Annotated in this window: 20 protein-coding genes; 15 read left to right on the top strand and 5 right to left on the bottom strand. The window is 58.4% G+C overall.

Features of this window, described 5'->3' with window-relative positions; genetic code table 11:
- Positions 1–57: 57 nt before the first annotated feature.
- Positions 58–1,197, bottom strand: a complete 1,140-nt coding sequence (locus I9H09_RS11150; RefSeq protein ID WP_236502195.1) for a glycerate kinase — start codon at positions 1,195–1,197, stop codon at positions 58–60.
- A gap of 110 nt (positions 1,198–1,307) precedes the next feature.
- Complete coding sequence (locus I9H09_RS11145) at positions 1,308–2,399, bottom strand: CdaR family transcriptional regulator (RefSeq protein WP_122324333.1); 1,092 nt, start codon at positions 2,397–2,399, stop codon at positions 1,308–1,310.
- A 246-nt stretch (positions 2,400–2,645) separates the two neighbouring features.
- Between I9H09_RS11145 and I9H09_RS11140 the strand changes: the two genes are divergently transcribed.
- Entirely contained in the window at positions 2,646–3,737 is a 1,092-nt protein-coding gene (locus I9H09_RS11140) for an alpha/beta hydrolase (RefSeq protein WP_236502206.1), read from the top strand.
- 8 nt (positions 3,738–3,745) lie between these two features.
- On the opposite strand, the gene I9H09_RS11135 is transcribed toward I9H09_RS11140, so the two are convergent.
- On the bottom strand, positions 3,746–4,459 hold the full coding sequence (locus I9H09_RS11135) for a FadR/GntR family transcriptional regulator (protein WP_122324332.1): 714 nt from the start codon (positions 4,457–4,459) through the stop codon (positions 3,746–3,748).
- A 468-nt stretch (positions 4,460–4,927) separates the two neighbouring features.
- On the opposite strand from I9H09_RS11135, the gene I9H09_RS11130 reads away from it, so the two are divergent.
- From I9H09_RS11130 to I9H09_RS11110, 5 genes are all read left to right on the top strand, one after another.
- Complete coding sequence (locus I9H09_RS11130) at positions 4,928–6,253, top strand: MFS transporter (protein WP_122347623.1); 1,326 nt, start codon at positions 4,928–4,930, stop codon at positions 6,251–6,253.
- Positions 6,254–6,310: 57 nt separating this feature from the next.
- Positions 6,311–7,663 (top strand): glucarate dehydratase, encoded by a 1,353-nt coding sequence (gene gudD / locus I9H09_RS11125; protein WP_122347624.1) that lies wholly within the window; start codon positions 6,311–6,313, stop codon positions 7,661–7,663.
- Positions 7,664–7,806: 143 nt separating this feature from the next.
- Entirely contained in the window at positions 7,807–8,460 is a 654-nt protein-coding gene (locus I9H09_RS11120; RefSeq protein ID WP_024669430.1) for a DUF1345 domain-containing protein, read from the top strand.
- 35 nt (positions 8,461–8,495) lie between these two features.
- A complete protein-coding gene (locus I9H09_RS11115) occupies positions 8,496–9,452 on the top strand; it encodes a D-2-hydroxyacid dehydrogenase family protein (protein WP_122313039.1) in 957 nt (318 codons plus the stop codon).
- A 654-nt stretch (positions 9,453–10,106) separates the two neighbouring features.
- On the top strand, positions 10,107–11,354 hold the full coding sequence (locus I9H09_RS11110; protein WP_236502194.1) for a cellulase family glycosylhydrolase: 1,248 nt from the start codon (positions 10,107–10,109) through the stop codon (positions 11,352–11,354).
- Positions 11,355–11,457: 103 nt separating this feature from the next.
- Here the strand turns inward: I9H09_RS11110 and I9H09_RS11105 are convergent, their stop codons facing one another.
- Positions 11,458–13,584 (bottom strand): TonB-dependent siderophore receptor, encoded by a 2,127-nt coding sequence (locus I9H09_RS11105; RefSeq protein ID WP_122347626.1) that lies wholly within the window; start codon positions 13,582–13,584, stop codon positions 11,458–11,460.
- Between the two features lie 186 nt (positions 13,585–13,770).
- Here I9H09_RS11105 and pncA point away from each other — a divergent pair, with 186 nt between their 5' ends.
- The 9 genes from pncA (at position 13,771) to I9H09_RS11060 (ending at position 25,792) form a co-directional block, all read left to right on the top strand.
- Positions 13,771–14,415 (top strand): bifunctional nicotinamidase/pyrazinamidase, encoded by a 645-nt coding sequence (gene pncA / locus I9H09_RS11100; RefSeq protein WP_122347627.1) that lies wholly within the window; start codon positions 13,771–13,773, stop codon positions 14,413–14,415.
- A 139-nt stretch (positions 14,416–14,554) separates the two neighbouring features.
- Entirely contained in the window at positions 14,555–15,490 is a 936-nt protein-coding gene (locus I9H09_RS11095) for a formate/nitrite transporter family protein (RefSeq protein WP_024669435.1), read from the top strand.
- Positions 15,491–15,576: 86 nt separating this feature from the next.
- Positions 15,577–16,260 carry a response regulator transcription factor gene (locus I9H09_RS11090; protein WP_005893930.1) on the top strand — a complete coding sequence of 228 codons (684 nt, stop codon included), beginning with the start codon at positions 15,577–15,579 and terminating at the stop codon, positions 16,258–16,260.
- Positions 16,238–17,635 carry a sensor histidine kinase gene (locus I9H09_RS11085; RefSeq protein ID WP_024669436.1) on the top strand — a complete coding sequence of 466 codons (1,398 nt, stop codon included), beginning with the start codon at positions 16,238–16,240 and terminating at the stop codon, positions 17,633–17,635. The genes I9H09_RS11090 and I9H09_RS11085 overlap by 23 nt, the downstream gene beginning before the upstream one ends.
- Positions 17,636–18,208: 573 nt before the next feature.
- Positions 18,209–19,072 (top strand): alpha/beta fold hydrolase, encoded by an 864-nt coding sequence (locus tag I9H09_RS11080; RefSeq protein WP_024669437.1) that lies wholly within the window; start codon positions 18,209–18,211, stop codon positions 19,070–19,072.
- Between the two features lie 110 nt (positions 19,073–19,182).
- The gene (locus I9H09_RS11075; protein WP_051126737.1) at positions 19,183–20,373 is read left to right on the top strand and encodes an efflux RND transporter periplasmic adaptor subunit; all 1,191 of its coding nucleotides are present in this window, start codon (positions 19,183–19,185) and stop codon (positions 20,371–20,373) included.
- On the top strand, positions 20,370–23,405 hold the full coding sequence (locus I9H09_RS11070) for an efflux RND transporter permease subunit (protein WP_122347628.1): 3,036 nt from the start codon (positions 20,370–20,372) through the stop codon (positions 23,403–23,405). Before I9H09_RS11075 ends, I9H09_RS11070 begins: the two co-directional genes overlap by 4 nt.
- Before the next feature lie 217 nt (positions 23,406–23,622).
- A complete protein-coding gene (locus tag I9H09_RS11065) occupies positions 23,623–24,819 on the top strand; it encodes an MFS transporter (protein WP_122347629.1) in 1,197 nt (398 codons plus the stop codon).
- A 226-nt stretch (positions 24,820–25,045) separates the two neighbouring features.
- Positions 25,046–25,792, top strand: coding sequence for a hypothetical protein (locus tag I9H09_RS11060; RefSeq protein ID WP_005893919.1), 747 nt, complete (start codon positions 25,046–25,048; stop codon positions 25,790–25,792).
- Between the two features lie 51 nt (positions 25,793–25,843).
- Here the strand turns inward: I9H09_RS11060 and I9H09_RS11055 are convergent, their stop codons facing one another.
- Positions 25,844–26,563 carry an alpha/beta hydrolase gene (locus I9H09_RS11055; RefSeq protein WP_005893918.1) on the bottom strand — a complete coding sequence of 240 codons (720 nt, stop codon included), beginning with the start codon at positions 26,561–26,563 and terminating at the stop codon, positions 25,844–25,846.
- Between the last annotated feature and the right edge of the window lie 2 nt (positions 26,564–26,565).

Here is a 26,565-nt window from a genome sequence, read left to right as displayed (position 1 = left end):
CTTTTTAGTCATCCTGTGCGGTCGCCATGCGTGGGGCCCCTGATCAGAGGGCTGTCATCAATGTCTTGCGGCCAGTTGCCAAAGCCGGGCAATGTCCCGCGCGCGATCATGCAGCAGGCGGCGAGTATCCTGACAGGCCTGCTCCAGGCTCATCGGCCCACTGACCAAGGCAAAGGCAACGCCGATGCCATGCGCATAGAGCTGCTCGTAGCCCTCGCCCAGCGTTCCCGCCAGGACAATCACCGGCACTTGCTGGCGCTGCGCGACTCGCGCCACGCCAAGAGGCGTCTTGCCACGCAGGGTCTGCGCGTCGAAACGGCCTTCACCGGTGATGACCAGATCAGCGCCCTCCAACAGCTGTTCAAGCCCGGTCAGGTCCGCAACCACTTCGACCCCTGCTCGAAACGAGGCATTCAGGTAAGCCTTGGCTGCAAAGCCCATCCCCCCTGCCGCACCGCTGCCCGGGCTGTTGCGCTGGTCCCGGCCAAGGATTTTCGCCGAGTGGTCGGCGAAGCAACCGAGCGCGGCGTCCAGTGCCATGACGTGTTCGGGCGAAGCGCCTTTTTGCGGACCGAAGATATGCGAGGCGCCGTTCGGCCCGCACAGGGGATTATCGACGTCGGCGGCAATCTTGATGCGCACGGCTGACAAGCGTGGATCAAAACCGCCGAGGTCGATACGGGACAGGTCGGCAAGCGCAAGTCCGCCGGGCTGCAGCGGCTGATCATCGGCATCGAGAAAGCGCGCGCCCAGAGCACTGAGCATGCCGCTGCCAGCGTCATTGGTCGCGCTGCCGCCAATGGCCAGAATGACCCGCTGCGCACCCGCGTCCAGTGCTGCAAGAATCAACTGCCCGGTGCCTTCTGTGCTGGTCACGCAGGCATTACGCTGGTCAAGCCTCAGTAATTGCAAACCACTGGCCATGGCCATTTCGATGATTGCGGTCTTGCTGTCGGCCAGCCAGCCCCATTGGGCTTCGACCGGTTCACCCAATGGTCCGCTGACGCTGGCACTCATCAGTGTGCCGTTGCAGGCAGCTAGCAGCGCTTCGATGGTGCCCTCCCCGCCATCGGCCATCGGGCACTTGATCAGTTCGGCATCCGGCCAGGTTTCGGCCAGACCTCTGGCGATTGCGTCGGCAACTGCCTGGGCGCTGAGGCTGTCCTTGAACGAGTCGGGGGCAATCACTATTTTCATTGTTGTTCTCCATATCCAGTGCCCGCATGCTCTCATCCGGCGCCCGCTTTGCCGCCAGCGCTTCGCACAATGATACTCAGCGCTTCTCGGGCATTTGACCAAAGCCCTGCTTATTGGTGACGGGTAATCATTTGCGCACCCACGTAAAGGCGCAGCAAGTCACCGGTCTTGTACGGATCGCAATCGGTCAGTTCGGCAATTTTCTCCAGCCGGTAACGCAGGCTGTTGCGATGAATGCCCAGCGCCTGTGCGCAGGTCTGGCTCTCGCCGCTGTGTTCGAACCACATGCACAAGGTATCAAGCAATTGCGGGTGTTTTTGCAAACGCACCACCGGCTCGGCTACCTCCGCAGCAAGCCAATCGTGACGATAGCGCCAGAACAGCACCGGCAAACGGAACGCGTCAAGATGCAGGATGCGTTGCTCCGGTCTGGCCTGAGCGGCGTAATCCAGCAGATCCCGAGCTGCTACGCAGGCATGCCGTAATGCCGGCAAGTCAGAGGATGGCGCGGCGGTTGCGATGCGTGATACCGGCCAGCCGCGATCATTAATCTGTTTGAGCAGCAGCCCGTCGTCCCGCTCCTTGGGCACCGGTCGACACCAGTACAGAAAACCGGGCTCGCGCAGTACGCACCAGCTGTCGGTGCAGCGCGAACCCAGCCAGCTTACGATCTGGCTGGAAAATGCACCCTGTGGGTCGAACTGGATCAATGCCACCTGGCGCGGCAAATGCGGTTGCAGCCCCAGCTGGCGCGCTTCGTCCACCAGGCTCTCGGGGCAATCGGGCAACAGCAAGCGAGCCAGCAGGTCCTCGCTGCGTTGTGCGCGCCACTCACGGCCAGCCTGCTGACGACGATGCTCCATGAGCATCTCAGCGGTCATCTTCACCAGCTCGCCATACACGCGAACCTCGTCCGGTTCGCCGGTGATGCCCAGTACGCCGACCAGTTGATGGTCCAGCATCAAAGGCAGATTGACCCCTGGCCTGACGCCACCCAGTTGCAAGGCAGCACGGGAGTCGATTTCTACAACCTGACTGCTGGCAAGGACCTTTTGCGCCCCTTCATGACGAGTGCACAGCCTATGCGGGTCACCACTGCCGATGATGATGCCCAGGTAGTCCATGACGTTGACGTTGTAAGGCAGAATTGCCATCGCCCGGTCGACGATGTCCTGCGCCAGCGCTCGATCAAGCGCAAACATGAAAGGCTCCCGACGCCGGGCAAGGCTTGCAATGGTTCGGCATGTGGATGCATTTTATTGAAGTTATGGAGCATCCGAGTGTGCCTGAAAGTGACACAGCGCGCGATGTACCTGACGGCGTGCCCGCGTTGAACTGCAATGCATGATTGATCGTTTCGACTGTTCCCCAGCATGAGGCCCCTAGACTTGATCAGATCCCGACTCGCCGGTTTGCTGTCACTGCTGACCCTGCAAGCCTGCACCTCAATGGCTGACAACGACGTACCGGACACACGTTTCGACGATTACCGGCAACGGACCGTCGAACTGATCCGCAATCAGCGCACTTTCCAGACCGATGATCACCGCGCGGAGCTTGACTGGAATGCACCACGCCAATGGACTCCAAACGGGACGATCAAGGCCGGTGTGCTGCTGGTACACGGGCTGGGCGATTCGCCGTGGTCGTTCCACGATGTCGCCCGAAAACTCGCCGATCAGGGCTTTCTGGTGCGCACCGTGCTGCTGCCAGGGCACGGCACCAAACCCGAGGACATGCTCAATGTGAGCCTTGAGCAATGGCAGCAAGTAGTGCGCGAGCAGGCGCAACTGCTCGGCCAGGAAGTCCCCAAAGTCTACCTGGGCGGTTTTTCCACCCGCGCCAATCTGGTTCTGGACTACGCCTATGATCACGACGAAATTGCCGGTCTGGTGCTCTTCTCACCGGCATTTCGCTCCAACAATGGCTACGCCTGGCTGACACCGTGGATCGGCTGGGTCAGGCCCTGGCTGGCAAAACCCGATGGCGGCCTGCGCCCCATGCAGACCCCGGTGCGCTACATGAATGTGCCCACCAACGGTTTTGCCCAGTTCTATCGCAGCAGCACGCTCGCACAGAATCGCCTGCATCGACAGCGCTACGAAAAGCCCGTATTTATCGCGATCGCCGAACACGATTCGGTGCTGGACACCGATTATGTGCTGGACAATTTCCTTCAGCGTTTCAGCCACCCGGCCAGCCGCCTGATCTGGTACGGCGACCTGCCTGAGGGCACCACAAAGACACCTCGCGTTGAGGTGCGCACGGATTACCTGCCGGACTATTGCATCAGCCGTTTTTCTCACATGGGAATGCTTTTTTCGCCGGACAACCCGCTCTATGGCGTGGCGGGCAGTCAGCGTATCTGCTGGAACGGCCAGAGCACGCCGGACACCGCGAAATGCATGGCGGGCGAACCCGTGTGGTATTCGGACTGGGGCTACACCGAGCCGGGCAAAATCCACGCACGTCTGACGTTCAACCCGTATTTCGAGTGGCAGAGCGACGTGATGCTCGGCGTACTCGATGCCAAACCTTAGCGCCGGCCCTACTCCAGCGGCACCAGTCGCTCGCGACTGTTGCTCAGGTGTGTCCACATCGCGGCCCTGGCTGCGTCAGGATCCTTGCGGCGAATGGCGCTGAGCAGCGCTTCGTGCTCCAGGTTGGCCAGATACCCCTGATGCGCCAGGTTGTTGCCGGCCCTCTCGCTCGAGGCGATGCGGCTGCGCGGAATAACCGCACTGCCCAGATGCTGCATGATCTCCATGAAGTACGGGTTGCCGGTCGCTTCGGCGATCAGCATGTGAAAGCGCTTGTCGGCTTCGACACAGCTGTCCTCCTTCGCCAGCAGGCTCTGGTAATCGTCCAGCGCCTGACGCATGGCCGCCAGTTGCTCATCAGTACGACGCACAGCGGCCAAGGCAACGGCCTGGGTTTCCAGCCCTATGCGCAGTTCGATGATGTCGCGCACCCTGGAAACGGTTTCGACCTTGAGGCGCAGACCGGTCTGATCGCCCCGCTCCAGCACAAAGGTGCCAATGCCATGATGAGTGATCACCAGACCGGAAGCCTGCAACCTGGAAATCGCTTCGCGGACCACGGTACGACTGACACCATGCTCCCGAACAATCTGGTTTTCGGACGGCAACTTCTGACCCGGCGCGATCTTGCCCAGCAAAATACGCTGACTCAACTCGGTGACCAGATCCGTGGCGAGGCTGTGCTGACGGCGCTTGGGCGCGGCACTGAGAGGTTCCTGCATGGCGAGTAATCCTGACTTGTCTGATTGTGCTGCCACATCAGGCCTGGAACAGTGCCATAGCGACAGCAAATGCGCGGAGAGCCCGGTTTCAAAGCCCTACCGGTTGTCTAACTTGTATTACAAGCTGATTAGACGTGTCAAAGCGTATTGTTTCAGCGTTGATTGTAATTTGTGCCGTCAAGCATCGGAAAAATCATCCACAGCAGCAAGAGGAAAGTCTTGTAGCAAATAGCCATCTAATTGTTTTAAATAATATTACCTCCATTAATCGAGCCTCTGACCAGTCTCAAATTGACAAGAATGTTCGCCCATCACTTGCTCATCAGACATGTGAATCAACCACATTGAGGGGATTGCGAAACCGGCTTTTACTTGTATGATGACCGACAATGCACGGGAGACACCCTGCACATACCCGCATAAAAACAACGAGTGGGAGATTCATCTGTGAGCACATCCAGTTCCAGGATGGCCGACGGCACAGATTCGGTGCTGAATTCAGCCGTATCGAAAGTCAAACGTCATGTCCTGCCGCTATTCGTCATCATGTTTATCGTCAATTACATCGACCGGGTGAACATCGGCTTCGTGCGCTCGCACATGGAGCACGATCTGGGGATCGGTGCTGCTGCCTACGGGCTGGGTGCAGGGCTGTTCTTCATCGGTTACGCGCTGTTCGAAGTCCCCTCCAATATCCTGCTGCAAAAAGTAGGCGCACGTATCTGGCTGACGCGGATCATGCTCACCTGGGGCATCGTTGCCGCCTGCATGGCCTTTATCCAGAACGAAACGCACTTTTATATCCTGCGCTTTCTGCTGGGCGTGGCCGAAGCCGGCTTCTTTCCGGGGGTGATCTACTACTTCACCCGATGGCTGCCCGGCGTCGAGCGTGGCAAGGCAATTGCCATCTTCCTCAGCGGCTCGGCCATCGCCTCTCTGATCTCCGGCCCGCTGTCCGGCCTGCTGCTGCAAATCACCGGCCTGGGCCTGAAAGGCTGGCAGTGGATGTATTTCATCGAAGGCATGTTCTCGGTCGGGCTGTGCTTCTTCGTCTGGTTCTGGCTGGACTCCAAACCGCACGATGCCAAATGGCTGACCCGTGAAGAACAGGATGCGCTGGTCAATGCCATCGACGCCGAGCAAGCTGCTCGTGAAGCGGCGATGCCGGTGAAGGCGTCTATCGGCCAGCTCCTCAAGGACAGTCAGATCATCCTGTTCTGCCTGATCTACTTCTTCATTCAGTTAACAATTTATGCAGCGACCTTCTGGCTGCCGAGCATCATCAGGAAAATGGGCAACATGACCGATTTTGAAGTGGGCATGTTCAACTCGATTCCGTGGCTGCTGTCGATCATCGGTATGTACGTCTTCGCAACCCTTTCGGCCAAATGGAAACGCCAGCAGGCGTGGGTCGCGATTGCCCTGCTGATCGCTGCCGCCGGAATGTTCATGTCTACCACCGGTAGTCCGATCTTTGCTTTCGTGGCTATCTGTTTCGCCGCCCTCGGTTTCAAATCGGCCTCCTCACTGTTCTGGCCTATTCCTCAGGCGTATCTGGATGCCCGAATAGCTGCTGCGGTCATCGCGCTGATCAACTCGGTCGGCAACCTCGGCGGGTTCGTGGCACCTACCACATTCGGCCTGCTGGAAGAGCACACCGGCTCGATTCAGGGCGGCCTGTATGGCCTGACCGCGACATCGATCATTGCCGCGATCGTTGTTTTTGCCGCGCGCAACACGCCCAAACCGGGCGCGACACCGGTCGCCGCGATCCAGACCCCGGCAGCTCACTGAACGACCGCCCGTTTTTAAAGGCCGCATTCAAAGGCCGTACTTTTTACAGGACCCGTCATGAACATTCAGCACTCCAATATCACCGGCAAGGCACCCGTCATTACCGAAATGCAGATCGTGCCGGTGGCCGGGCATGACGATATGCTGCTCAATCTCAGCGGCGCACACGGCCCCTATTTCACCCGCAATATCGTCATCCTCAAGGACAACGCCGGGCACGCCGGCGTCGGCGAAGTGCCTGGCGGCGAGCTTATCCGCCAGACCCTGGAGGACGCCCGCTCACTGGTGGTCGGCAGCAGCATCGGCACTTACCAGAAGATTCTCAACGAGGCACGCAAGGCCTTCGCCGACCGCGATTCTGGCGGTCGCGGCCTGCAAACCTTCGACCTGCGCATCGCCATTCATGCGGTTACCGCACTCGAAGCCGCGCTGCTCGACTTGCTGGGTCAATACCTGGAAGTCCCTGTGGCGGCGTTGCTGGGCGAAGGACAGCAGCGTGACCAGGTCGAGATGCTTGGCTACCTGTTTTACGTCGGCGACCAGCGCAAGACCGATCTGGCCTACCGCAGCGAACCCGACGCTGACAACGACTGGTTCCGCATTCGCCATGAAGAAGCGCTCACCCCCGAGGCAGTAGTGCGTCTGGCCGAGGCAGCGCACCAGCGTTACGGCTTCCAGGACTTCAAACTCAAGGGCGGCGTATTAAGCGGCGACCAGGAGATCGAAGCAGTCACCGCTTTGGCCGAGCGTTTTCCCGAAGCGCGCATCACCCTCGACCCTAATGGTGCCTGGTCACTCAAGGAAGCCATCCGCCTGTGCCGTGATCAACATCACGTGCTGGCGTATGCCGAAGACCCATGCGGTGCGGAAAACGGCTTTTCCGGCCGCGAAGTCATGGCCGAGTTCCGCCGCGCCACTGGCCTTAAGACAGCAACCAACATGATCGCCACCGACTGGCGTGAAATGGGCCATGCCATTCAGTTGCAATCGGTGGACATTCCACTGGCCGACCCGCACTTCTGGACCATGCAGGGCTCGGTCCGGGTGGCTCAGATGTGCAACGAATGGGGCCTGACCTGGGGTTCGCATTCCAACAATCATTTCGATATTTCGCTGGCAATGTTCACCCATGTCGCCGCCGCAGCGCCAGGCAACATCACGGCAATCGATACTCACTGGATCTGGCAGGACGGCCAGCGCCTGACCAAGGCCCCGCTGCAGATCGTCGGCGGTAAGGTCGATGTACCGAAGACGCCGGGGCTTGGTGTCGAACTAGACATGGACCAGTTGGCCAAGGCGCACGAGCTCTATAAAGGCATGGGCCTGGGCGCACGCAACGACGCCGTGGCCATGCAGTTTCTGATCGCCGACTGGAAATTCAACAACAAACAGCCTTGCCTGGTGCGTTGAAACAAACCTGTATTCAAAGCCGACTCGCCACGATGCTGGCAAACGGCGCGCAACCCCCTTGCGCGCCGTTTTTTTTCAAATCGGATTTGGCCCGTCGAATGGCCGTGCTACTGTCTCGCAACATCCAGTAACGAATAAACCGCATGCGCCATCTCGCCCGCACCCGCCCTCGCTTGACTCTCGCAGCTCTGGTTGGACTGACCGCTGGCATCGCCTGGGCCTGGCTTATACCCCAGGCAACACTCACGCAGAGTTTATTAACCGGCTGGGACACAGGCGTCTGGCTGTACCTGATCCTGATTTTCGTCCGCACCCTGCGCAGCAATGCTCAGGATGTCCGCCGGGTCGCCCTGATGGAAGACGAAAACGCTGGCGTCATCCTCGTCACGGTGTGCGTCGCGGCGCTGGCCAGCCTGGCTGCAATCATCGTCGAGATTGCGAGCAGCAAGGGGCTTTCCAGCGATGCCCGCATGCTTCATCACGCCTTTACCGGCCTGACCGTCATAGGTTCCTGGCTGATGATCGGCGTAATCTTCAGCCTGCATTACGCGCGCGTGTTCTACACCTGGAAAGGCAAGGAGCCGGCGCTGGCATTTGTCGGCGGTGAGCAGCACCCTGACTACTGGGACTTCCTGTATTTCTCGTTCACCATCAGCGTCGCGGTTCAGACCTCGGATGTCGGCGTGGCGACGCGTGAAATGCGCAAGGTCGTGCTGGGCCAATCGCTGATCTGCTTCGTCTTCAACACAGCTATTCTGGGCTTCTCGATCAACATTGCCGCCAGCCTGTTCAACTAACCCTTTCAGCAAACTTCACCATGAGGACTGCAGACATGACCCCATTGAACATCGCCGTGCTTGATGACTGGCAGAACGTCGCGAGCGACGTGGTGGACTGGTCGGCACTCGACTCAGTGGGCGACGTGAGTTTTTTGCACGACTACCCTGCCGACACGCCGACCATGGTGCAGCGCCTGCAGGCGTTCGACATCATTTGTGTGATGCGCGAGCGAACCCTGTTCGACGAAGCGCTGCTCAGCCAGCTGCCCCAACTCAAGTTGCTGGTCACTGGCGGCATGCGTAACGCTGCCATTGATACGGCAGCCGCCAAACGACAGGGCATTGCCGTGTGCGGCACTGAAAGCTATAAAAATGCGGCTCCGGAACTGACCTGGGCACTGATCATGGGCATCACCCGCAATCTGGTCAGCGAAGCCAATTCGCTGCGCGCTGGCAACTGGCAGGTCGGCCTGGGCAGTGACCTGCATGGCAAAACGCTTGGCATCCTCGGGTTGGGTAGTATCGGCAAGTGGATCGCGCGTTATGGGCAGGCATTCGGCATGAACGTCATTGCCTGGAGCCAGAACTTGACCGCAGAAGCCGCAGCCGAATCGGGCGTCACTTATGTCAGCAAACAGCAATTGTTCGAGCAGGCCGACGTGCTGTCGGTGCACCTGGTGCTCAGCGACCGCAGCCGTGGGCTGGTGGATGCAGAAGCACTGGGCTGGATGAAGCCAGGCGCCTACCTGATCAACTCGTCACGCGGCCCGATAATCGATCAGGCCGCACTGATCGAGACGCTGCAACAGCACAGGATCGCAGGCGCGGCGCTGGACGTCTTCGACATCGAACCGCTGCCCGCCGACCATGCGTTCCGCACGCTGGATAACGTGCTGGCAACTCCGCATATCGGTTATGTCACCGAGAACAACTACCGGACGTTCTACGGGCAGATGATCGAGGACATTCTGGCCTGGCATGCGGGGTCTCCGATTCGGGTGTTTGGGTGACGTGCACTGCGTCTTCCTGACCTGCCGTGATCAGTGCGTGAACCTGTTTGGCGTGACGAGCGGAGTATTTAAAAGTCTTAGCCGCGCCCTAAAAGGCGAACACAGGCATTAATTTGTTTAACGCGCTTTTCACGCCTTCTTATTATTAACGACATTCAATAACTCAGGGCGCTCGGCACTTATATATTTTACTGTTGAGTACTGGATATAGATAATTGACACCTTGAGCATCGCCGCCGAATTTACCCCTTTACAGAGACGCGCGATGAAAAACAGCCCTATGACCTTTCGATGGGTGCGACAGAAAAACCTGCTGTAATAAACAAGGCCGCACGTCTCATGAACGTTGCCAACAGGGAGCTACAGTCACTGGGGAGGTGACTTGACCGCAGCCACTCATAATTTTTGTTGCCCTGAGCGCTCTGTTTATGCGTCACTCGCTGCCGACAGATTAACGCTCAACATACGTTTTTGCCCCAAAAAGCATATTAAGAAAAAAACAGGAAAAGCGGAACGTTAATAAAAGCGTCATCACAACTACCCCAACCAGCTATATGAACACCGTCATTTAATAAGTTATTGCTTCCCTGACGACTCACTCTTCTGTTTCGCCGAGCGCAGCCACTTTTCGTACAGAGCCTACAGAGACATTCGATGAATATCCGCACCGCCAGGTCATATGACCCTCTTACGGCCGCCAACGAAAGGCCTGCAAAGGCAGACGGGACCACTCGGACCGTGGACGCTGTCGCGACTGAAGCTAATCCGGATAAGCAGGCAAAACTCGACACCTACACGGCCTCCGACAGGCGCACCGCAGCGACACCGGAGATGCCCCCCGTTTACACAAGAATGATGCTCAGTCGAAATACTCGGTCACTGGAGAGCGAAGCTTCCTCGTCAGACACGGCTTTGCTTGCCAGTCAAAAAGCGCGTGTCAGCCACGACGATCCAAAAGCTTCTCGCGACGAAGTGGCCGCCGTTAAAGACAGCACGGTCCTTTCAGCAGAAAAAAAAGCCAAGGAAACTGAAAAAGCCGCCTCTTCAGAGCCAGCCAAACCTGCCGCCCCGCCAGCGCGCGGGGGGGCCAACGTCAATCCTGATGACATCGCCACACCTGCGGCTGCCACAAAGATGATTCAGGAGCTGAAAGCGATTGGAGGCGGGACGTTACGCATCCAGATGACCCATGTTCAGATTCAGGATTCCCAGCAGATGGATAAGCTCAGGGCACTGCTTAATGAAGGGGGGAAACAGGGTGTAAAAGTTCAGTTCACTTTTCGTGACAATGCGAACCAGGGCAGCGGCAACGTGCTGACGGGAGACAAGTTGAAGCAGGCTGCGGCCGACATCAGCAGTGTGGTCAAAAAGTTCGGCAGTCGCCCCGGTTTCGTGCTGGATACGTTTAACCAGGGCGGTCAGAGTGCCAGTCAGGAATGGGCCGACATGCAGACCACGTTGATTAGATCCGCGCGCAATGCCAGCTTTAAAGGAAGCATTGTTGTCGAGGACAGTAACTGGGGGGGTGGCCTGACCGCTGGCCCGCAGAGTGGCCTGGTCAAGTTTGCCGAACAACTGAAAGCCGCCAATGGTGAAGGCAACCCCGCCCTCATTGGCGGTTTTCATGTGTATGCCAGAGAAAACGAAGCATCTTCCCGGCTCGCAAAACAGATCAAGGCGTTACAAGAGGCCGGCTATAAATTCCAGATCGGAGAAGTGGGCAATGCCAGCTTGCTGTTAGGCAACACTTTCCAGCAAAAGGACGCTGCCACTAAAGCCTTGACGGATAACATGACCGCGCTCAAAGCAGCGGGAGCGGATATTTTGCCCGGCAAGGAGCAGTTCCAGTATGGCAAACTTCGCCACCGTGTCGGGTTTTCAAAGTCAGACCAGTACTCATGATTCAATGCCCGTGCGACCGGGGTTTGATATCAGCGACACGCGCCGCTCAACCCGACCCTGAAAAGGGTCAGGCTTTCTATACAAGAAGCATATACGTGCAGCATCACAACGTGTAAGCGACTCCCACCTGCACCGTTCGCGGGGCTCCCGGATAGGCGTAGACGTTACCGAACGCGCCTTCTTCGTACTCGGTATTGAACACGTTCTTCAAGTCGAGATTCAGCTTCACGTGCTGATTGACCCTGTAATAAGCCAGCAGGTCGAACACGGTGTAGCTGTCCATCGAGAAGGCGACATTGGCGGTACGACCAGCACGCTGGTCGACGTAGCGGCCGCCAGCGCCAAGCCCCAGGCCACGCAAGGCACCGTCCTGAAATTCGTAGACATTGAGCAGGCTGAAGGTCTGTTCGGGGATGTTCATCAGCCGTGTGCCGGAGCGCAGCGTGTTGTCCTTGGTCACTTCGGCATCGACATAGGCGTAGCTGCCCATCATCCGCCACTCGGGGGTCAGGTTGCCGACCACGTTGAGGTCAACACCGCGACTGCGCACTTCGCCTGCCGCCACGCTGAATGTGGAATCTACCGGGTCGGTGGTCAGCACGTTGCGTTTCTCGATCTGGTAGACCGCTGCATCGACACTCAATTGCCCGTCCAGCGCCTCCCACTTGGTGCCGATCTCGTAAGACTTGCCTTCTTCCGGCTTGAATCCGCCACCCAGACGGCTGGCACCGCTGTTGGGTTTGAACGAGCGTGCCGTGTTGGCATAAACCGCGACGGTGTCGGTCAGGTCATAGCTGAGGCCAATGCGTGGCGTGACCGCATTATCACTGGCTGTCCAGCTGCTGGTACCGGGCAGGAATGAATCGTAATCGTGCTCGAAACGCTCCAGACGTAAGCCGCCCAGCAGCTTCAGGCGCTCGGTCAACGCCACCTGGTCCTGCACGAAAGCCGCCCAGGTTTTCAGGTTTTCCTTGTCATGGGTGGTGGTTCGGGTCAGCGCAGGCCGAGCCTGCCCGTAGACCGGGTTGAAAATGTCGATGGGGTAGGCACTGACCGCGCCACTGGAGCGCTGGATGATCGACTTGTAGTCGTAGTCTTCGTATTCGACCCCGGTCAGCAAGGTGTGGTCGAAGCCGCCAGCAGAAAAATACCCGGTGAGGTTCAGTTGCACGTCGCGGTCGGTCCACTCCAGCTTGCGATAGTTGAAGTTGCGTCCGAGGGTGCGACCGTCGGCAGCCAGGCCGTTGGCCTCGATGGCATCGCCCTGCAGCGAGCCGTCGAGTATCTGCACACCGCCGCCCAGCTTCCAGTCGGCGTTCAGGTCGTGATCGAAGCGCAGCTGCGCCATGTTGTTGTCATTGTGCAGCTTGCCCACGCTCTTCTCGCCAAAGAAAGTGTCTCGAGAAGCGGTGCTCGTCTGGTTGGCATAGCGCGTCAGGCCCCGATCCAGCGGCGCGTTGTTGCGCATGAAATCCCCCTCGAAGGTGATGCGGGTCGCGTCGTTGACCTGCCAGCTCAATACGGGTGCCACGCCATAGCGCTCGGTTTCGACGTGATCCCGGAAGGTGTCACCACCCTCGCCCACGACGTTCAGGCGATAAGCGAAGCGCCCTTCATCATCCAGCGGGCCAGAAGCGTCCAGTGTGCCGCGCTTCATGCCCTGGTCATTGAGCTGGCTGCCCAGTGTGACCTTGGGCTCGCTGAGCGGTTGTTTCGACACTACGTTGAAGGTACCGCCGGGATCGCCACGGCCATACAGTGTGGTCGCCGGACCGCGCAGCACTTCAATACGCTCGATGCTGTTGGCATCAGGCATGTTCGGGTAACCCCGGTTGATCGGGAAGCCGTTGCGGTAGAACTCGCCGGTGGTGAAGCCGCGAACGGTGAACGTCGTCAGGCCCTGCCCACCGAAATTGTTGGCCCGACCGACCCCGCCGGCATAGTCGAGCGCATCCTGCAGACGCGTGGAGCCGATGTCCTCTACCGCATCACGGGTCATGACGCTGACGGACTGCGGCGTTTCATGCAAAGAGGTGTCGGTACGTGTTGCGCTGGCAGAGCGCGTGGCGCGATAACCTTCCACCGGCCCCTGCGCCGTATCGGCGCTGGCCGTACTCTGGATGTCGATGTTCTGCAATTCCAGTGAAGGTTGACCGGCAGTAGGCTGCTCGGCCCAGGCGTTTTGAGATATGGCCTGAATGATACAAAGAGAAACGAGAGTACGACGCATTGAGGTGCTGCCCTTGGCAAGAAACCAGGCCTCTTGGGACCCGGCGGGATTTTTGCGAATAGTACAGATTCGCATTAACACTTGATACAAAATCCCTTATTTCCTTTTCCATGCTGCCTGCCTCGCTTAGCCAACACAGGCGCAAACAGGCAAACTGACGCTTACGCCCTGACGAGAGAACCGACCATGCTCCTTTCCGACAAGCCTGCTGACCCTCGCTGCGCCTTGCTGGTGATCGACATGCAATACGACTTCATGCCCGGCGGGCAACTGGCCGTGGCTGATGGCGATGCCTTGTTGCCATTGATAAACTGTCTGGGCAGCCGCTTTGTGAGGGTGATCATCACTCAGGATTGGCACCCGGCCGGGCATATCTCCTTTGCGTCCAGCCACGCGCAACGCACGCCGTTCGAGAGCATCACCCTGCCCTACGGCCTTCAAACCCTCTGGCCGGACCACTGCGTGCAAGGCAGCCACGGTGCGCAATTGCATGCAGGGCTTGATCTGCCCCACGCACAATTGATCCTGCGCAAGGGCTGCAATGCGCATATCGATAGTTACTCGGCTTTTCTGGAAGCCGATCGCACGACCTCTACGGGGCTCGCGGGTTATCTGAAGGAACGTGGCATCGACACATTGTTCGTGGTCGGCCTGGCGCTGGATTTCTGCGTTGCGTGGTCGGCGCAGGATGCACGCAGTGCCGGTTTCAATACGTACGTGGTTGAAGACGCCTGTCGCGCCATCGACATGAACGGCTCGCTGGAGCACGCATGGAAGACCCTTCTGGGCATCGGCGTAGAGCGTGTACAAAGCGCCGATTTGCTGGGCTAGCACCGACAATTTGCCAACTCGCGCATACAATTCTCGATGTGCAAGAGCGGCAGCGAACGACGGCGCGCCGCACCTGTCTGAAGCATCGGACTGACGCCGCCTGCGCAGGACCATTCATCACTGGCGCTGAGGACGTTGTATGGACCACGAAGTAGACGGCAAGACCCCCGGCCTTTCCGCCGAGGAAGAGCGCGAGATTGACGAGAACCAGCCGCCTCGTGCAGCTGTGTTGCACGAGACGATCCGTATTCAGGGCGATCACGAGCTTGAGCGCAGTGTGGCCGCATTGTGGTGGTCGGCGCTGGCAGCGGGTCTGACCATGGGGTTGTCATTGATGGCGATGGGGCTGCTCAACTCCCGTCTCGAGGGCATTACCGGGAGTCATGTCATCAGCAGCCTGGGCTATTCGGCAGGCTTTCTGGCGGTCATTCTGGCGCGCCAGCAGTTGTTCACTGAAAACACGATCACTGCCGTATTGCCCATCATGAGCAAATTCAATCTGGCCAACATAGGCCGTTTGTTTCGCCTGTGGGGTGTGGTGCTTGGCGGCAACCTGGTCGGCACGTTGCTGGTCGCCTACGTGATGCTCAATCTGCCAATTTTCGATGCCAGCACAGACAAGGCGTTTCTGGAGATAGGCCACAAAGTCATGGAAAACGATGTCGCCCAGATGTTTTCCAAGGGCATCGTGTCGGGCTGGATGATTGCGACCATGGTCTGGATGATTGCCTCCATGGAAAAAGCCAAGATCGCGATCATTGTGCTTATTACCTACCTCATGGCGCTCGGAGACTTCACTCACATCGTGGTGGGCTCGGCGGAAGTGTCCTATCTGGTGTTTGCCGGAGAATTGGGCTGGGGGGACTTTTGGTTGACCTTTGCAGCGCCGACACTGGCAGGCAATATCATCGGTGGCAGCTTCATTTTCGCGCTGATCAGCCACGCGCAGATTCGCAGCGAAAAGGACACCACCGCGCGAATGGAGCGCGACCGCAAGAACAAGGCAGAAAAAATTCGTTTGCAGAAGGCGCAACAGCTCAAGGACGCAGATGCCGGGGCAAAGAAAGAGATATGATCCCTGTCATTAAACTTTCTTTCAGAAACGGCGCCTTCTTTTAAAGGCAGAATGACGCTTTGAACGCACTTATTCAGGCAGGGACCATGACCCGAATTCTGGCAATCGAAGATGATGCCATCACCGCCAAGGAAATCGTCACCGAACTCAACAGCCACGGGCTGGAAGTGGATTGGGTCGATAACGGTCGTGATGGCCTGGCGCGTGCAGTGAGTGGCGACTACGACCTCATAACCCTGGATCGCATGCTGCCGGAGATGGATGGCCTGACCATCGTCACCCACTTGCGCGCCCAGGGTATCTCCACGCCGATTCTGATGATCAGCGCGTTGTCCGATGTGGACGAACGTGTACGCGGATTGCGTGCCGGAGGTGATGACTACCTGCCAAAGCCATTCGCTTCGGACGAGATGGCGGCGCGCGTCGAGGTGCTGTTGCGTCGCAGCAACCCGGTCAGCGCGGCGAAGACCGTGCTGCAGGTAGCCGATCTTGAACTCAATCTGATCACCCGGGAAGCCTGCCGTGGCGGCGAACCACTGATCCTGCTGCCTACCGAGTTCAAACTGCTGGAATTTCTGATGCGCAACAGCGGACAGATCATTACCCGAATGATGATCTTCCAGGAAGTCTGGGGCTATCACTTCGATCCGGGCACCAACCTGATCGACGTCCACATTGGCCGTCTGCGCAAAAAGATCGACCAACCCGGCACCGCACAGCTTATTCAGACCGTGCGAGGATCGGGTTATGTCATTGCCGAACCCGTCTAAGGGCTGGCGATCTTCAACAAGCCGCCTGCTGGCGCTGTACAGCTCTCTCTTCGTTGCCTGGAGCGTCATCCTTCTGGGCGTTCTGTACTGGGAAGTCACTTCCTATCTGGACACCCTCGCCCGCCAGTCACTGACCCATCGCCAGCAGCTGTTCTCGCGGTTCGAGGGGCAGGCGCTGGAGGATGCGCTGGCCACCAGCATGACCTTCGATTCGCGCTCGGTGGACGCCTATGGGCTGTTCGACGAAAACTTTCGACCGGTCGCCGGCCCCATCAGCAGCGTGCCGAGCAACCTGCCCATTGATGGCCAGATTCACGTCCTGAACGATTGCATCGAATCGGATGACCCCGGCATGCCGGAGGGCAGCTGCGACGCCATCGTCAACCGGACTTCGGATGGCCGCTGGCTGGTGCTGGTACGCGAGAATGGCTCGCTGTTTGCGGTGAGCACATTGATCCTGCACGCGTTGTTGTGGGGTATATCGCTGACCATCATCCCCGGGGTCGCTGGCTGGCATCTGCTGCGGCGCCGCCCTTTGCGGCGCATCAGAGCTATTCAGGCCAGCGCCGAATCGATCATCGCAGGCGACATGGCCGGGCGCCTGCCGGTGTCCAACAGGCGTGACGAGCTGGACATGCTGGCGGTGATCGTTAACGCGATGCTTGACCGGATCGAAAAGCTCATGAATGAGGTCAAGGGTGTCTGCGACAATATCGCCCACGACCTGCGCACCCCGCTCACTCGCCTGCGAGCTCAGCTGTATCGAATCCAGCAGCAATCTGCGCACGATTCGACCCACGCCACCCAGATCGCTCAGGTCATCGGCGAGGCAGATACGCTGATGGCGCGTTTCCGGGGGCTGTTGCGCATTTCCGAGCTTGAGGACCGTCAGAGACGCTCGGCATTTATCGAGCTGGAACTCCAGCCGCTATTGCAGGAGCTGCATGATTTTTATCTGCCACTGGCAGAGGAAGATCAGATCACGCTACTGCTGGAACTGCGAGACCCGCTGCCGACGCTTGTGGGCGATCGTGCGCTGTTGTTCGAAGCACTGACCAACCTGCTGGGCAACGCCATCAAGTTCACACCTGCCGGCGGCATCGTGAAAATCAGCGCATTCCCCGACAAGCAAGGCAATACACCCTGCATTGAAGTACAGGATTCGGGGCCTGGCATCCCGGTCGCTGAACGAGCAGCGGTCTTTCAACGCTTTTATCGCAGCGAAGCCAGCAACGAGCAAAGCGGCTTCGGCCTCGGTTTATCCGTCGTCGCGGCCATCGTCAATCTGCATGGCTTTACGCTGCAGATAGGCACCAGCGAGTACGGGGGCGCCAGCCTGCTGCTGGAATGTCGTACGGCCAACACCCTCAACTGAGACGCCGAAACGCAAGGTTCGGATGAAAGCTGCCGCTCACCTGCGGCACGTCTCTCCCAAAGTGCAAATCAAATCACACATGCCCTATGAGGCGTATTCCTCAAGACACCCCTGCGCCTGCTTTTTGACGAGCTTAACGCGTCTGGCTCAGGGGTTTCAGAGCTTTGGTTATTAATCTGACGCACAATGCCAAGCGCTAAATTGTAACTTAATGTTTCAAAAATGGCGTCGCTTGACCGTTTCAGCACGGACAAGTTCCGACCAGAAATTGCGCTTTTCTGCCTCGATACTGACTTTTTCCCCGAACAACCCCCATTGCCCGATCAATCGGCGAAATTCGGTTTAGGGATCCAAACGTCAGGCACGCCTTATTTTTTGACGCCAGCGGCTTGTCGGCATACTGGCGCTGCGTTATTTATAGTCGGGCAAACAAGGTTCCTGCGCAACTGCATGCGCTGCACCCATAACAATAACTCATCGGATTCGCCACTTATCAGGCGAGGCGCTGGCATGGCCGCCAGAGCAGAGAAACGCTGGACTAATCGTAGGATCGACATCGGCTGGGAGGCTGTCATGGGCGCACAATCAAAGATTTTAAGCGTGGGTAACTACAAGGTTTACACCGAGACTTACTGGAAGAGCAGCGATGCCAAGACCATCTTGCTGGTCAATGGTGCGTTGTCTACCACAGGCTCTTTCGGGCAGACGGTCAAGTACCTGCAGCCTCACTACAACCTCGTGCTGTTCGACCTGCCGTTCTCGGGGCAATCACGGGCGCACAACCCGGACGAGATGATCGTCAGCAAGGAAGATGAAGTACACATCCTCCTTCAACTGATTGACCTGTATCAGGTCAATTACCTGCTGTCCGTGTCATGGGGCGGCGTTTCAGCGCTGCTGGCGCTTGCTGAATGCCCTCCATCCGTGGAGAAGGCGATCATCAGTTCGTTCTCGCCGGTGCTCAACGCGCCCATGCTCGACTACATCGACAAGGCTCAGGTCTACCTTGCAGCGCGCGAAAAACGCAAGATCGGCTCGCTGTTGAATGACACCGTAGGCAAACACCTGCCGCGCCTTTTCAAACTCTATAACTACAAACACCTGATCAGTCTTGCTGAACACGAATACGGCCAGATCGACTTTCATATCAGCCAGATCCGGAAACTAAGCGCCAGTAACTACGTCGAGCGTTTTTCCTCGATCGATATTCCGGTGCTGTTCATCAATGGTGAAAAAGATGAATACACCACTGTTGAAGACGCTCGTATGTTTTCCAACTACATCGCCAAAAGCAGCTTCAATGTCGTACCGGACACTGGGCACTTTCTGGACCTGGAAAGCAAAGCAGCCTGGCATCACTCGCAAAAGACTGCACTGAGCTTTCTGGGCACCGAAGTCAGCCAGCAGGTTTGGCCCAGTATTCCCGCAATGGCATGAAACACCTTCGTCAGTGCCGGGACAGCTCATCGGCTTTCCCGGTCTGACGCTGTGATGCATGGACGCTGTTTTACCTGACTGGGCAGTGCTATTAGTTGATTACTTTTTCTATCGCGGCGCCTTTGCGCTCGTTCTGCTGTGCGCCCATAACTTCCCGGTCGCTCCCCTTTCCGTTCTTCCGGTTACTCGCTGTGCCGGGCCTCATCTCGCTGCTCTCGCTCAGTGCTTGCTCCGCAGGCAAACCTGCTGATAAGGCGCTGGTGCGGGTCGAGGTGCAGCCAGTCGTCTCGGTGGATGTCGTCAGCAGTGTGGCGCTCACAGGTGATATCCAGGCTCGTAAAGTGACCGAGCAGTCGTTTCGCGTGTCAGGCAAGCTGGTCGAACGTTATGTGGACGTCGGCGACCGGGTCCGGGCCCATCAAGTGCTCGCCAGGCTGGACCCGCGTGAACAAAAGACCCAACTGGCATCAGCCAGTGCCGACGTAGCCATACGCGAATCCCGGCTACGCCTGGCTGAGCAGAATTACCAGCGTCAGCAGACCCTGCTCCCCAAAGGCTATACCAGTCTCAGCGAACATCAGAAAGCACACTCGAACCTGGAGAGCGCACGCGCAGATCTGGCAGCGTTGCAGGCGCAACTCGCCAACGCACGTGAGCAAGTGGGTTACACAGAGCTGTTCGCGGTGGCAGATGGCGTCATCACAGCGCGTCATGCTGAAGAAGGCCAGGTGGTACAGGCTGCCGCTCCGGTTTTCAGCCTTGCCCACGATGGAAAGCGCGAGGCGGTATTTTCCGCGTATGAATCACTGCTGGATGCGGATCAGGCTGGGCGCGAGGTCACGATTACAGCGCTCGGCCAGCCCGGTATTTCCTTTATCGGCACCATCAGAGAGATCACGCCCATCGTTTCCGCCACCAACGGCACGCTGCGTGTACGCGTCGCCTTGCCGGACGATGCCGTTGCTCCCTCGCTGGGCACGGCGGTACGCGCACAGGTGCAGACGCACCCGCAGCCGGCAGTCGCCCTGCCCTGGTCGGCACTGAGCCGCACACAGGGACAGCCAGCCGTCTGGCGAGTAGATGCACAGGCGAAGGTCGCTTTGGTCCGCGTTAAGGTGCTGCGTTATGAACAAGGTCAGGTGGTGATTTCCGAAGGGTTGTCGGAAGGCGATCGCGTGGTCTCCAGGGGCCTGCAGTTTCTTTACCCCGGCCAACAGGTTGAAGTGGTGGAGCGCGCGTCGACCGAGAAAACCCTCTCGCCCGGGCAGAAGACTGGTCTGCAGCGAGAGGTCAGTTTGTGAGGGAGCGCTTCAATCTGTCGGCCTGGGGGCTCAAACACCGCACGCTGGTCTGGTACATGATGTTCGTTTCACTGCTGATGGGCAGTTGGTCATTCCTGAATCTGGGGCGCGAAGAGGACCCGTCGTTTGCCATCAAGACCATGGTCATCCAGGCTCGCTGGCCCGGCGCAACGTTGCCTGACACGCTGCTGCAAGTCACCGATCGGCTGGAAAAGAAGCTTGAGGAAATCGACGCTCTGGACTACGTCAAAAGCTACACGCTGGCGGGTGAATCGACAATTTTCGTGTTCCTAAAAAGTGAGACCCGCAGCGTCGACATCCCGGCGGCGTGGTATCAGGTGCGCAAGAAAATCAGCGACGTGCGCGCCGAGTTGCCCAGCGGCATTCAGGGGCCGGCTTTCAACGACGAGTTCGGTGATGTATTCGGCAGTATCTACGCGTTCACTACCGACGGACTGTCGTTTCGCCAGCTGCGGGATTATGTCGAGCAGGTACGCGCCGACATCCGCAGCGTGCCCAATCTGGGCAAGATCGAATTGCTCGGTGCCCAGCGCGAAATCATTTACCTGAATTTCTCGACCCGCAAGCTGGCAGCGCTGGGGATTGATCAACGTCAGGTGCTGCAAAGCCTGCAAGCGCAAAACTCGGTCACGCCGGCTGGCGTGATGGAGGCGGGTCCGGAAAGGATCGCGGTGCGGGCGAGCGGTCAGTTCAAGAGTGAAGAAGACCTGCAAGCGGTTAATTTACGCCTCGGCGACCGGTTCTTTCGCCTCAGCGATCTGGCAACCATCGAGCGTCGCTATGCTGACCCGCCCTCCTCGCTGTTCCGCTTCAACGGTCAACCTGCCATCGGCCTTGCGGTGGCCATGAAGCAAGGTGGCAATATCCAGACATTCGGCACGCAATTACAGCAACGCATCGATGACCTGAGCGCAGAACTGCCGCTAGGGATCGACGTGCATCTGGTGTCCAGCCAGGCCGAGGTGGTCGAGAAAGCCATCGGCGGTTTCACCCATGCGCTCTTCGAAGCGATCCTGATCGTATTGGTGGTCAGTTTCATCAGCCTCGGCATTCGTGCCGGGCTGGTAGTGGCCTGCTCGATACCGCTGGTGCTCGCGCTGGTGTTCGTGTTCATGGAGTACAGCGGCATCACCATGCAGCGTATTTCGCTTGGCGCACTGATCATCGCCCTCGGGTTGCTGGTGGATGACGCCATGATCACGGTAGAAATGATGGTCACACGGCTCGAGAGCGGAGACTCATTGCCTCAGGCCGCAACATTCGCCTACACATCGACCGCATTCCCGATGCTTACCGGCACGCTGGTGACGGTTGCCGGTTTCGTGCCCATCGGCCTGAACTCCAGTTCGGCAGGCGAGTACGTCTTTACCATGTTCGCGGTGATCGCAGTAGCCTTGCTGCTGTCCTGGCTGGTGGCAGTGCTGTTTGCGCCGCTGATCGGTGTGCACATTCTCAAGGCGTCGGCACGACACGCCGAACCGGGGCGCTGGATGCGAGGTTTCAGCCGTCTGCTGATCAAGACCCTTGAACACCGTGGGTGGGTGATCGGGTTGACCGTACTGCTGTTCATTGGCTCGTTGTTCGCGGCCAGATTGCTGCAGAACCAGTTCTTCCCGGACTCCGACCGACCGGAAATCCTCGTGGACATCTACATGCCACAAAACGGCTCCATCGAAGGCACCCGCCAGACCATGGACCGTTTTGAAGCGACGCTCAAGCAGGATCCCGATGTGCTGCGCTGGAGCTCCTATGTCGGCAAAGGTGCGGTGCGTTTCTACCTGCCGCTGGATCAGCAATTGAGCAATCCGTTTTATGGGCAACTGGTGATCGTCAGCCAGAGTGGCGAAGTGCGCGACCGTCTGATCGAACGTTTGCGCCAACGCTTTCGTGATGATTACGTCGGTGTGGGCGGTTATGTGCAGCCCTTGAACATGGGCCCGCCAGTCGGCTGGCCGGTGCAATATCGGGTCAGCGGTCCGGACATCGAGCAAGTGCGCAGCCAGGCCATGGCGCTGGCCGCCATTCTGGATGCCAACCCCAATATCGGTCAGGTGATCTACGACTGGAACGAGCCGGGCAAAGTACTGAAGATCGACATCGCTCAAGACAAAATACGTCAGTTTGGTCTGTCCTCGGAAGACGTGGCGCAGATCCTCAATAGCCTGGTAACGGGCAGTGCCATTACCCAGGTACGTGACAGCACCTACCTGATTGATCTGGTGGGACGCGCCGACAGCGACGAACGCAGTTCGATAGACACCCTCCGCAACCTGCAGATTCCGACGCCGGATGGTTCGACCATACCGCTACTGGCGTTTGCCACCCTCAGTTATGAGCAGGAACAGCCTTTAGTCTGGCGTCGCGACCGACTGCCGACTATTACCCTGAAAGCCAGCGTACTCGGCAAGTTGCAACCGGCTGCACTGGTGAAGCAATTGAAACCCGAAGTCGATGCCTTCAGCGCCCGCCTCCCCCTGCGTTATTCGATCGCCACCGGCGGTGCTGTAGAAGCCAGCGCACGCTCGCAAGGGCCCATTCTGAAGGTCGTGCCGCTGATGCTGTTATTGGTAGTGAGCTTCTTGATGATCCAGTTGCACAGCGTCAAAAAGCTTCTGCTGGTGGTCAGTGTGGTGCCGCTGGGGCTGATAGGGGTAGTCGCCGCCCTGCTGATTTCCGGCTATCCGCTGGGCTTCGTGGCGATTCTCGGTGTGCTGGCATTGATCGGCATCATTATCCGCAACTCAGTGATTCTGGTGACCCAGATCGACGAGTTCATCGCCGCTGGCGAAAGCGCCTGGTCATCAGTGGTCAAGGCCACCGAACACCGTTGTCGACCGATCATGCTGACCGCAGCGGCTGCCAGCCTGGGCATGATACCAATCGCCCGCGAAGTGTTCTGGGGCCCAATGGCGATCGCCATGATCGGCGGCATCGCCATCGCGACCCTGCTCACCCTGTTTTTTCTGCCGGCGCTGTATGTGGTGAGCTATGGGATCAAGCGGCCGGCATGATGGAAGAAGGACGAAAATCCTGCTCATCACGTATCTCGTAACAGCCTTGCCACGTAACAGCCCATCTCCACCCATCACTCGCAGAAATATCCTGTATCAACTCGCCGTGCCTACTTAATCCCTGACAAAAACGTTAGCCTGCTCGCCATCAATCACACAACCGCCTGACACAGACGTCCCGGACATCTGACAGGCCTGCGCCCAAGCGAGATTTTACATGCCTCACGCATCCCGACCCGCGCACAATGCGATGACAATGACCCCGGCCATGGTGATGCTGTTCGCGTTCTGCTGTGGCGCAATTGTTGCCAACATTTACTATGCCCAGCCGATTATCGAGCTGATTGCCCCGGACATCGGGTTGTCGAGTACAGCGGCCAGTCTGATCGTTTCGTTGACGCAGATCGGTTATGCGCTGGGCTTGTTCTTTCTGGTGCCGCTGGGCGATTTGCTGGAGAACCGGCGGTTGATGCTGATCACCACCGTGGTTGCGGTGCTCAGCCTGCTGGGCGCGGCCTTTGCCGAACAACCGAACCTGTTTCTGCTGGTGTCGTTGCTGGTGGGGTTCAGTTCTGTGTCGGTGCAAATGCTGATCCCACTGGCAGCGCACCTTGCGCCCGAGGAGTCTCGAGGCCGTGTGGTCGGCGGGATCATGGGCGGGCTGCTGTTGGGGATTCTACTGGCACGGCCCATTGCCAGCCTGGTGGCGGATCATTTCGGCTGGCGTGCAGTATTCGGCTCGGCGGCAGTGATCATGATAGGTATCAGCGTAGTGCTTGCGACTACCATGCCCAAGCGCGTGCCGGACCATCGTGCGTCCTACGGCCAGTTGTTGTTCTCGCTCTGGACTCTGCTGCGTAACCAGCCGGTGCTGCGTCAACGCGCCTTTTACCAAGCGTGCATGTTCGCGACGTTCAGCCTGTTCTGGACGGCTGTGCCACTGGAACTGTCGCGCAACCACGGGCTGTCGCAAACGCAGATTGCCATCTTCGCCCTGATCGGCGCGATCGGCGCAATCGCTGCCCCCATCAGTGGTCGCCTGGCAGACGCCGGCTACACCCGCATAGCCTCACTGGGCGCGCTATTGCTCGGCGCTCTGAGTTTTCTCCCGGGCCTGGTTCACCCTGCCTACAGCGTGATCGGCCTGGCAATCACGGGCGTGGTCCTGGATTTCTGCGTACAGACCAGCATGGTCCTGGGTCAGCGCACCGTCTACGCCCTGGATGCGGCCAGTCGCAGCCGGCTCAATGCGCTGTACATGACCAGCATCTTCATCGGCGGCGCTATTGGCTCAGCGGTGGCCAGCCCGTTATTCGACCATGGCGGATGGGCCTGGGTGCTGATCGCAGGCACGGTACTGCCGCTGATTGCGTTGCTGGCGTTTCTCAGGGATCGATCAAGGCAGAATGCGTAAACGCTGCACTTTGTGACTGATTTGCAGGATAATGCCGTGGCGGTTGCATAGCCAATCGCCCTTCTGGCTCTCTCTCGCACCTTTAGGCTCGCGTATCCGGCACCTCTGGATAAGCGCGATTGAACACGGATTGTACAGACGCCTCATCCCAAGGCCCCCAACCCGCCGATGTGCTGTTCAAGCGCATCGGTAAGCACCTCCGCAACCCGAACAAGGCAAAACAGCAATGGACGCAGCACCACGAACAAGCAAAATTTCCGCGATTTTCGCCAAGATATCGCTCGGCATCAGCGGCATGATCGGGGTCATCTGGAGCATCTTTACCTACCTCTTCCCGGACCCGGCCATTCTTGGCCTCAGCGTCGACTTCATCAACTGGAAGACGCTGATAATCATTGTCAGCGCGATCATGTTGTTCAGCGGGCTGGGTATCGCAATCCTCGCCAGGAAGCTGCCTGCGGTACTCAAGCTTGGCGTCTGGTTGGCGCTGGCGTTGTTTCTGTGTGCAGTTTTTTTCAAGTTGGGCGGTGAATACGCCAAGCCTTCGCTCGAATTCGCCCGCAGTCAGAAGCTGTTCGTCGAGAATGACAACGCCAACATGTTCGGCAAACGATCCGAGACCGTCGACAACCTCAGCGTGGAGTTGCTTGATTGCGATCAGAACGGCCAGTCGCCTACCTGTACCCTCGAACTGATCAACAAGAGTGCAGACCGCGACTTCCGTTTTCTCACTCCAATAAGCTTGTTTGAGGAAACCGGCGGCGCACTGGGTCTGTCGCAACTGCGCGTTGGCGATGCCAAGTACGACCGTTGGGACAGTTTCCAGTTGATTCGCAACGTCCCTACCCGCGTGACGCTGATCTTTGAAGCGACCAAGGGCCGGATCAAGCAATCACCTGCTTTGAAGCTGACCTTCCGTGATCGCGAGAACAAGGACAACGTACTCAAGTTCAACGAGGTCAAGGTCAATTAGTTAACCGTGAATGGTGCGTCGCCCCTCCAGGCATGATGACGCACGTTTTGGCTAGCGTGCTGACTGTTGCAACCAGTTCCCCAGGTCCACCACTTCAGCCTCGCTGATGCTGTGCCCAAGGCCTTCATAAGCATGAAACTGCGGCGTCAGGCCGAGCGACTTGAGGGTTGCTTCGGCTTGCGGGCCGCTGGCGTAGGCCACCTGGCGGTCCTGCTTTCCATGACCGATGAAGACTTTCAACGCCTTGAGGTCGTCAGAGGGTTTGACCTCGGACTGAACCACCGGCAACAAACGCCCGCTCAACGCCGCAATGCCCCCCACCAGCTTCGGCTGACGCAAGGCAACTTCGTAGCTCATCATTGCGCCTTGGCTAAAGCCGACCAGAAAAACCTTGTCAGGCTGAGTGTGGAATTTTGCCGTGGCCTGAGTAATGAATGCAGTCAGTTTGGTGCCGCTGCTTTTCAGGTCTTCAGTCACGCCGTCGTAATCGGGTGCACCCCGCTTTTGGGTGAACCACTTGTAACTGTCGGGCTGTAACGTTACCGGAGCCTGCACCGACAGGTAGTTGTAATCGGCCGGCAGATGCTCCTTGAGCCCGAACAGATCAGCCGCGTTGCTGCCATAGCCATGAATGAAGATCACCAGCGGCCGGTTCGGGGTTTCGACATTTGCTTGCGCAAGGTAGTCCAGCGGCAGATCCGTGTGCAGGGTGTCCTGTGCCTGCGCCATCCCGGCAACAGCAAACAGCAAGGCGGCGAAAAATTTCAGCATCG

The organism is Pseudomonas tremae, assembly GCF_023278125.1.
GTDB lineage: Bacteria > Pseudomonadota > Gammaproteobacteria > Pseudomonadales > Pseudomonadaceae > Aquipseudomonas > Aquipseudomonas tremae.
The sequence above is the reverse complement of the archived record's forward strand: the minus strand, read 5'-3'. Positions and strand labels throughout refer to the sequence as shown.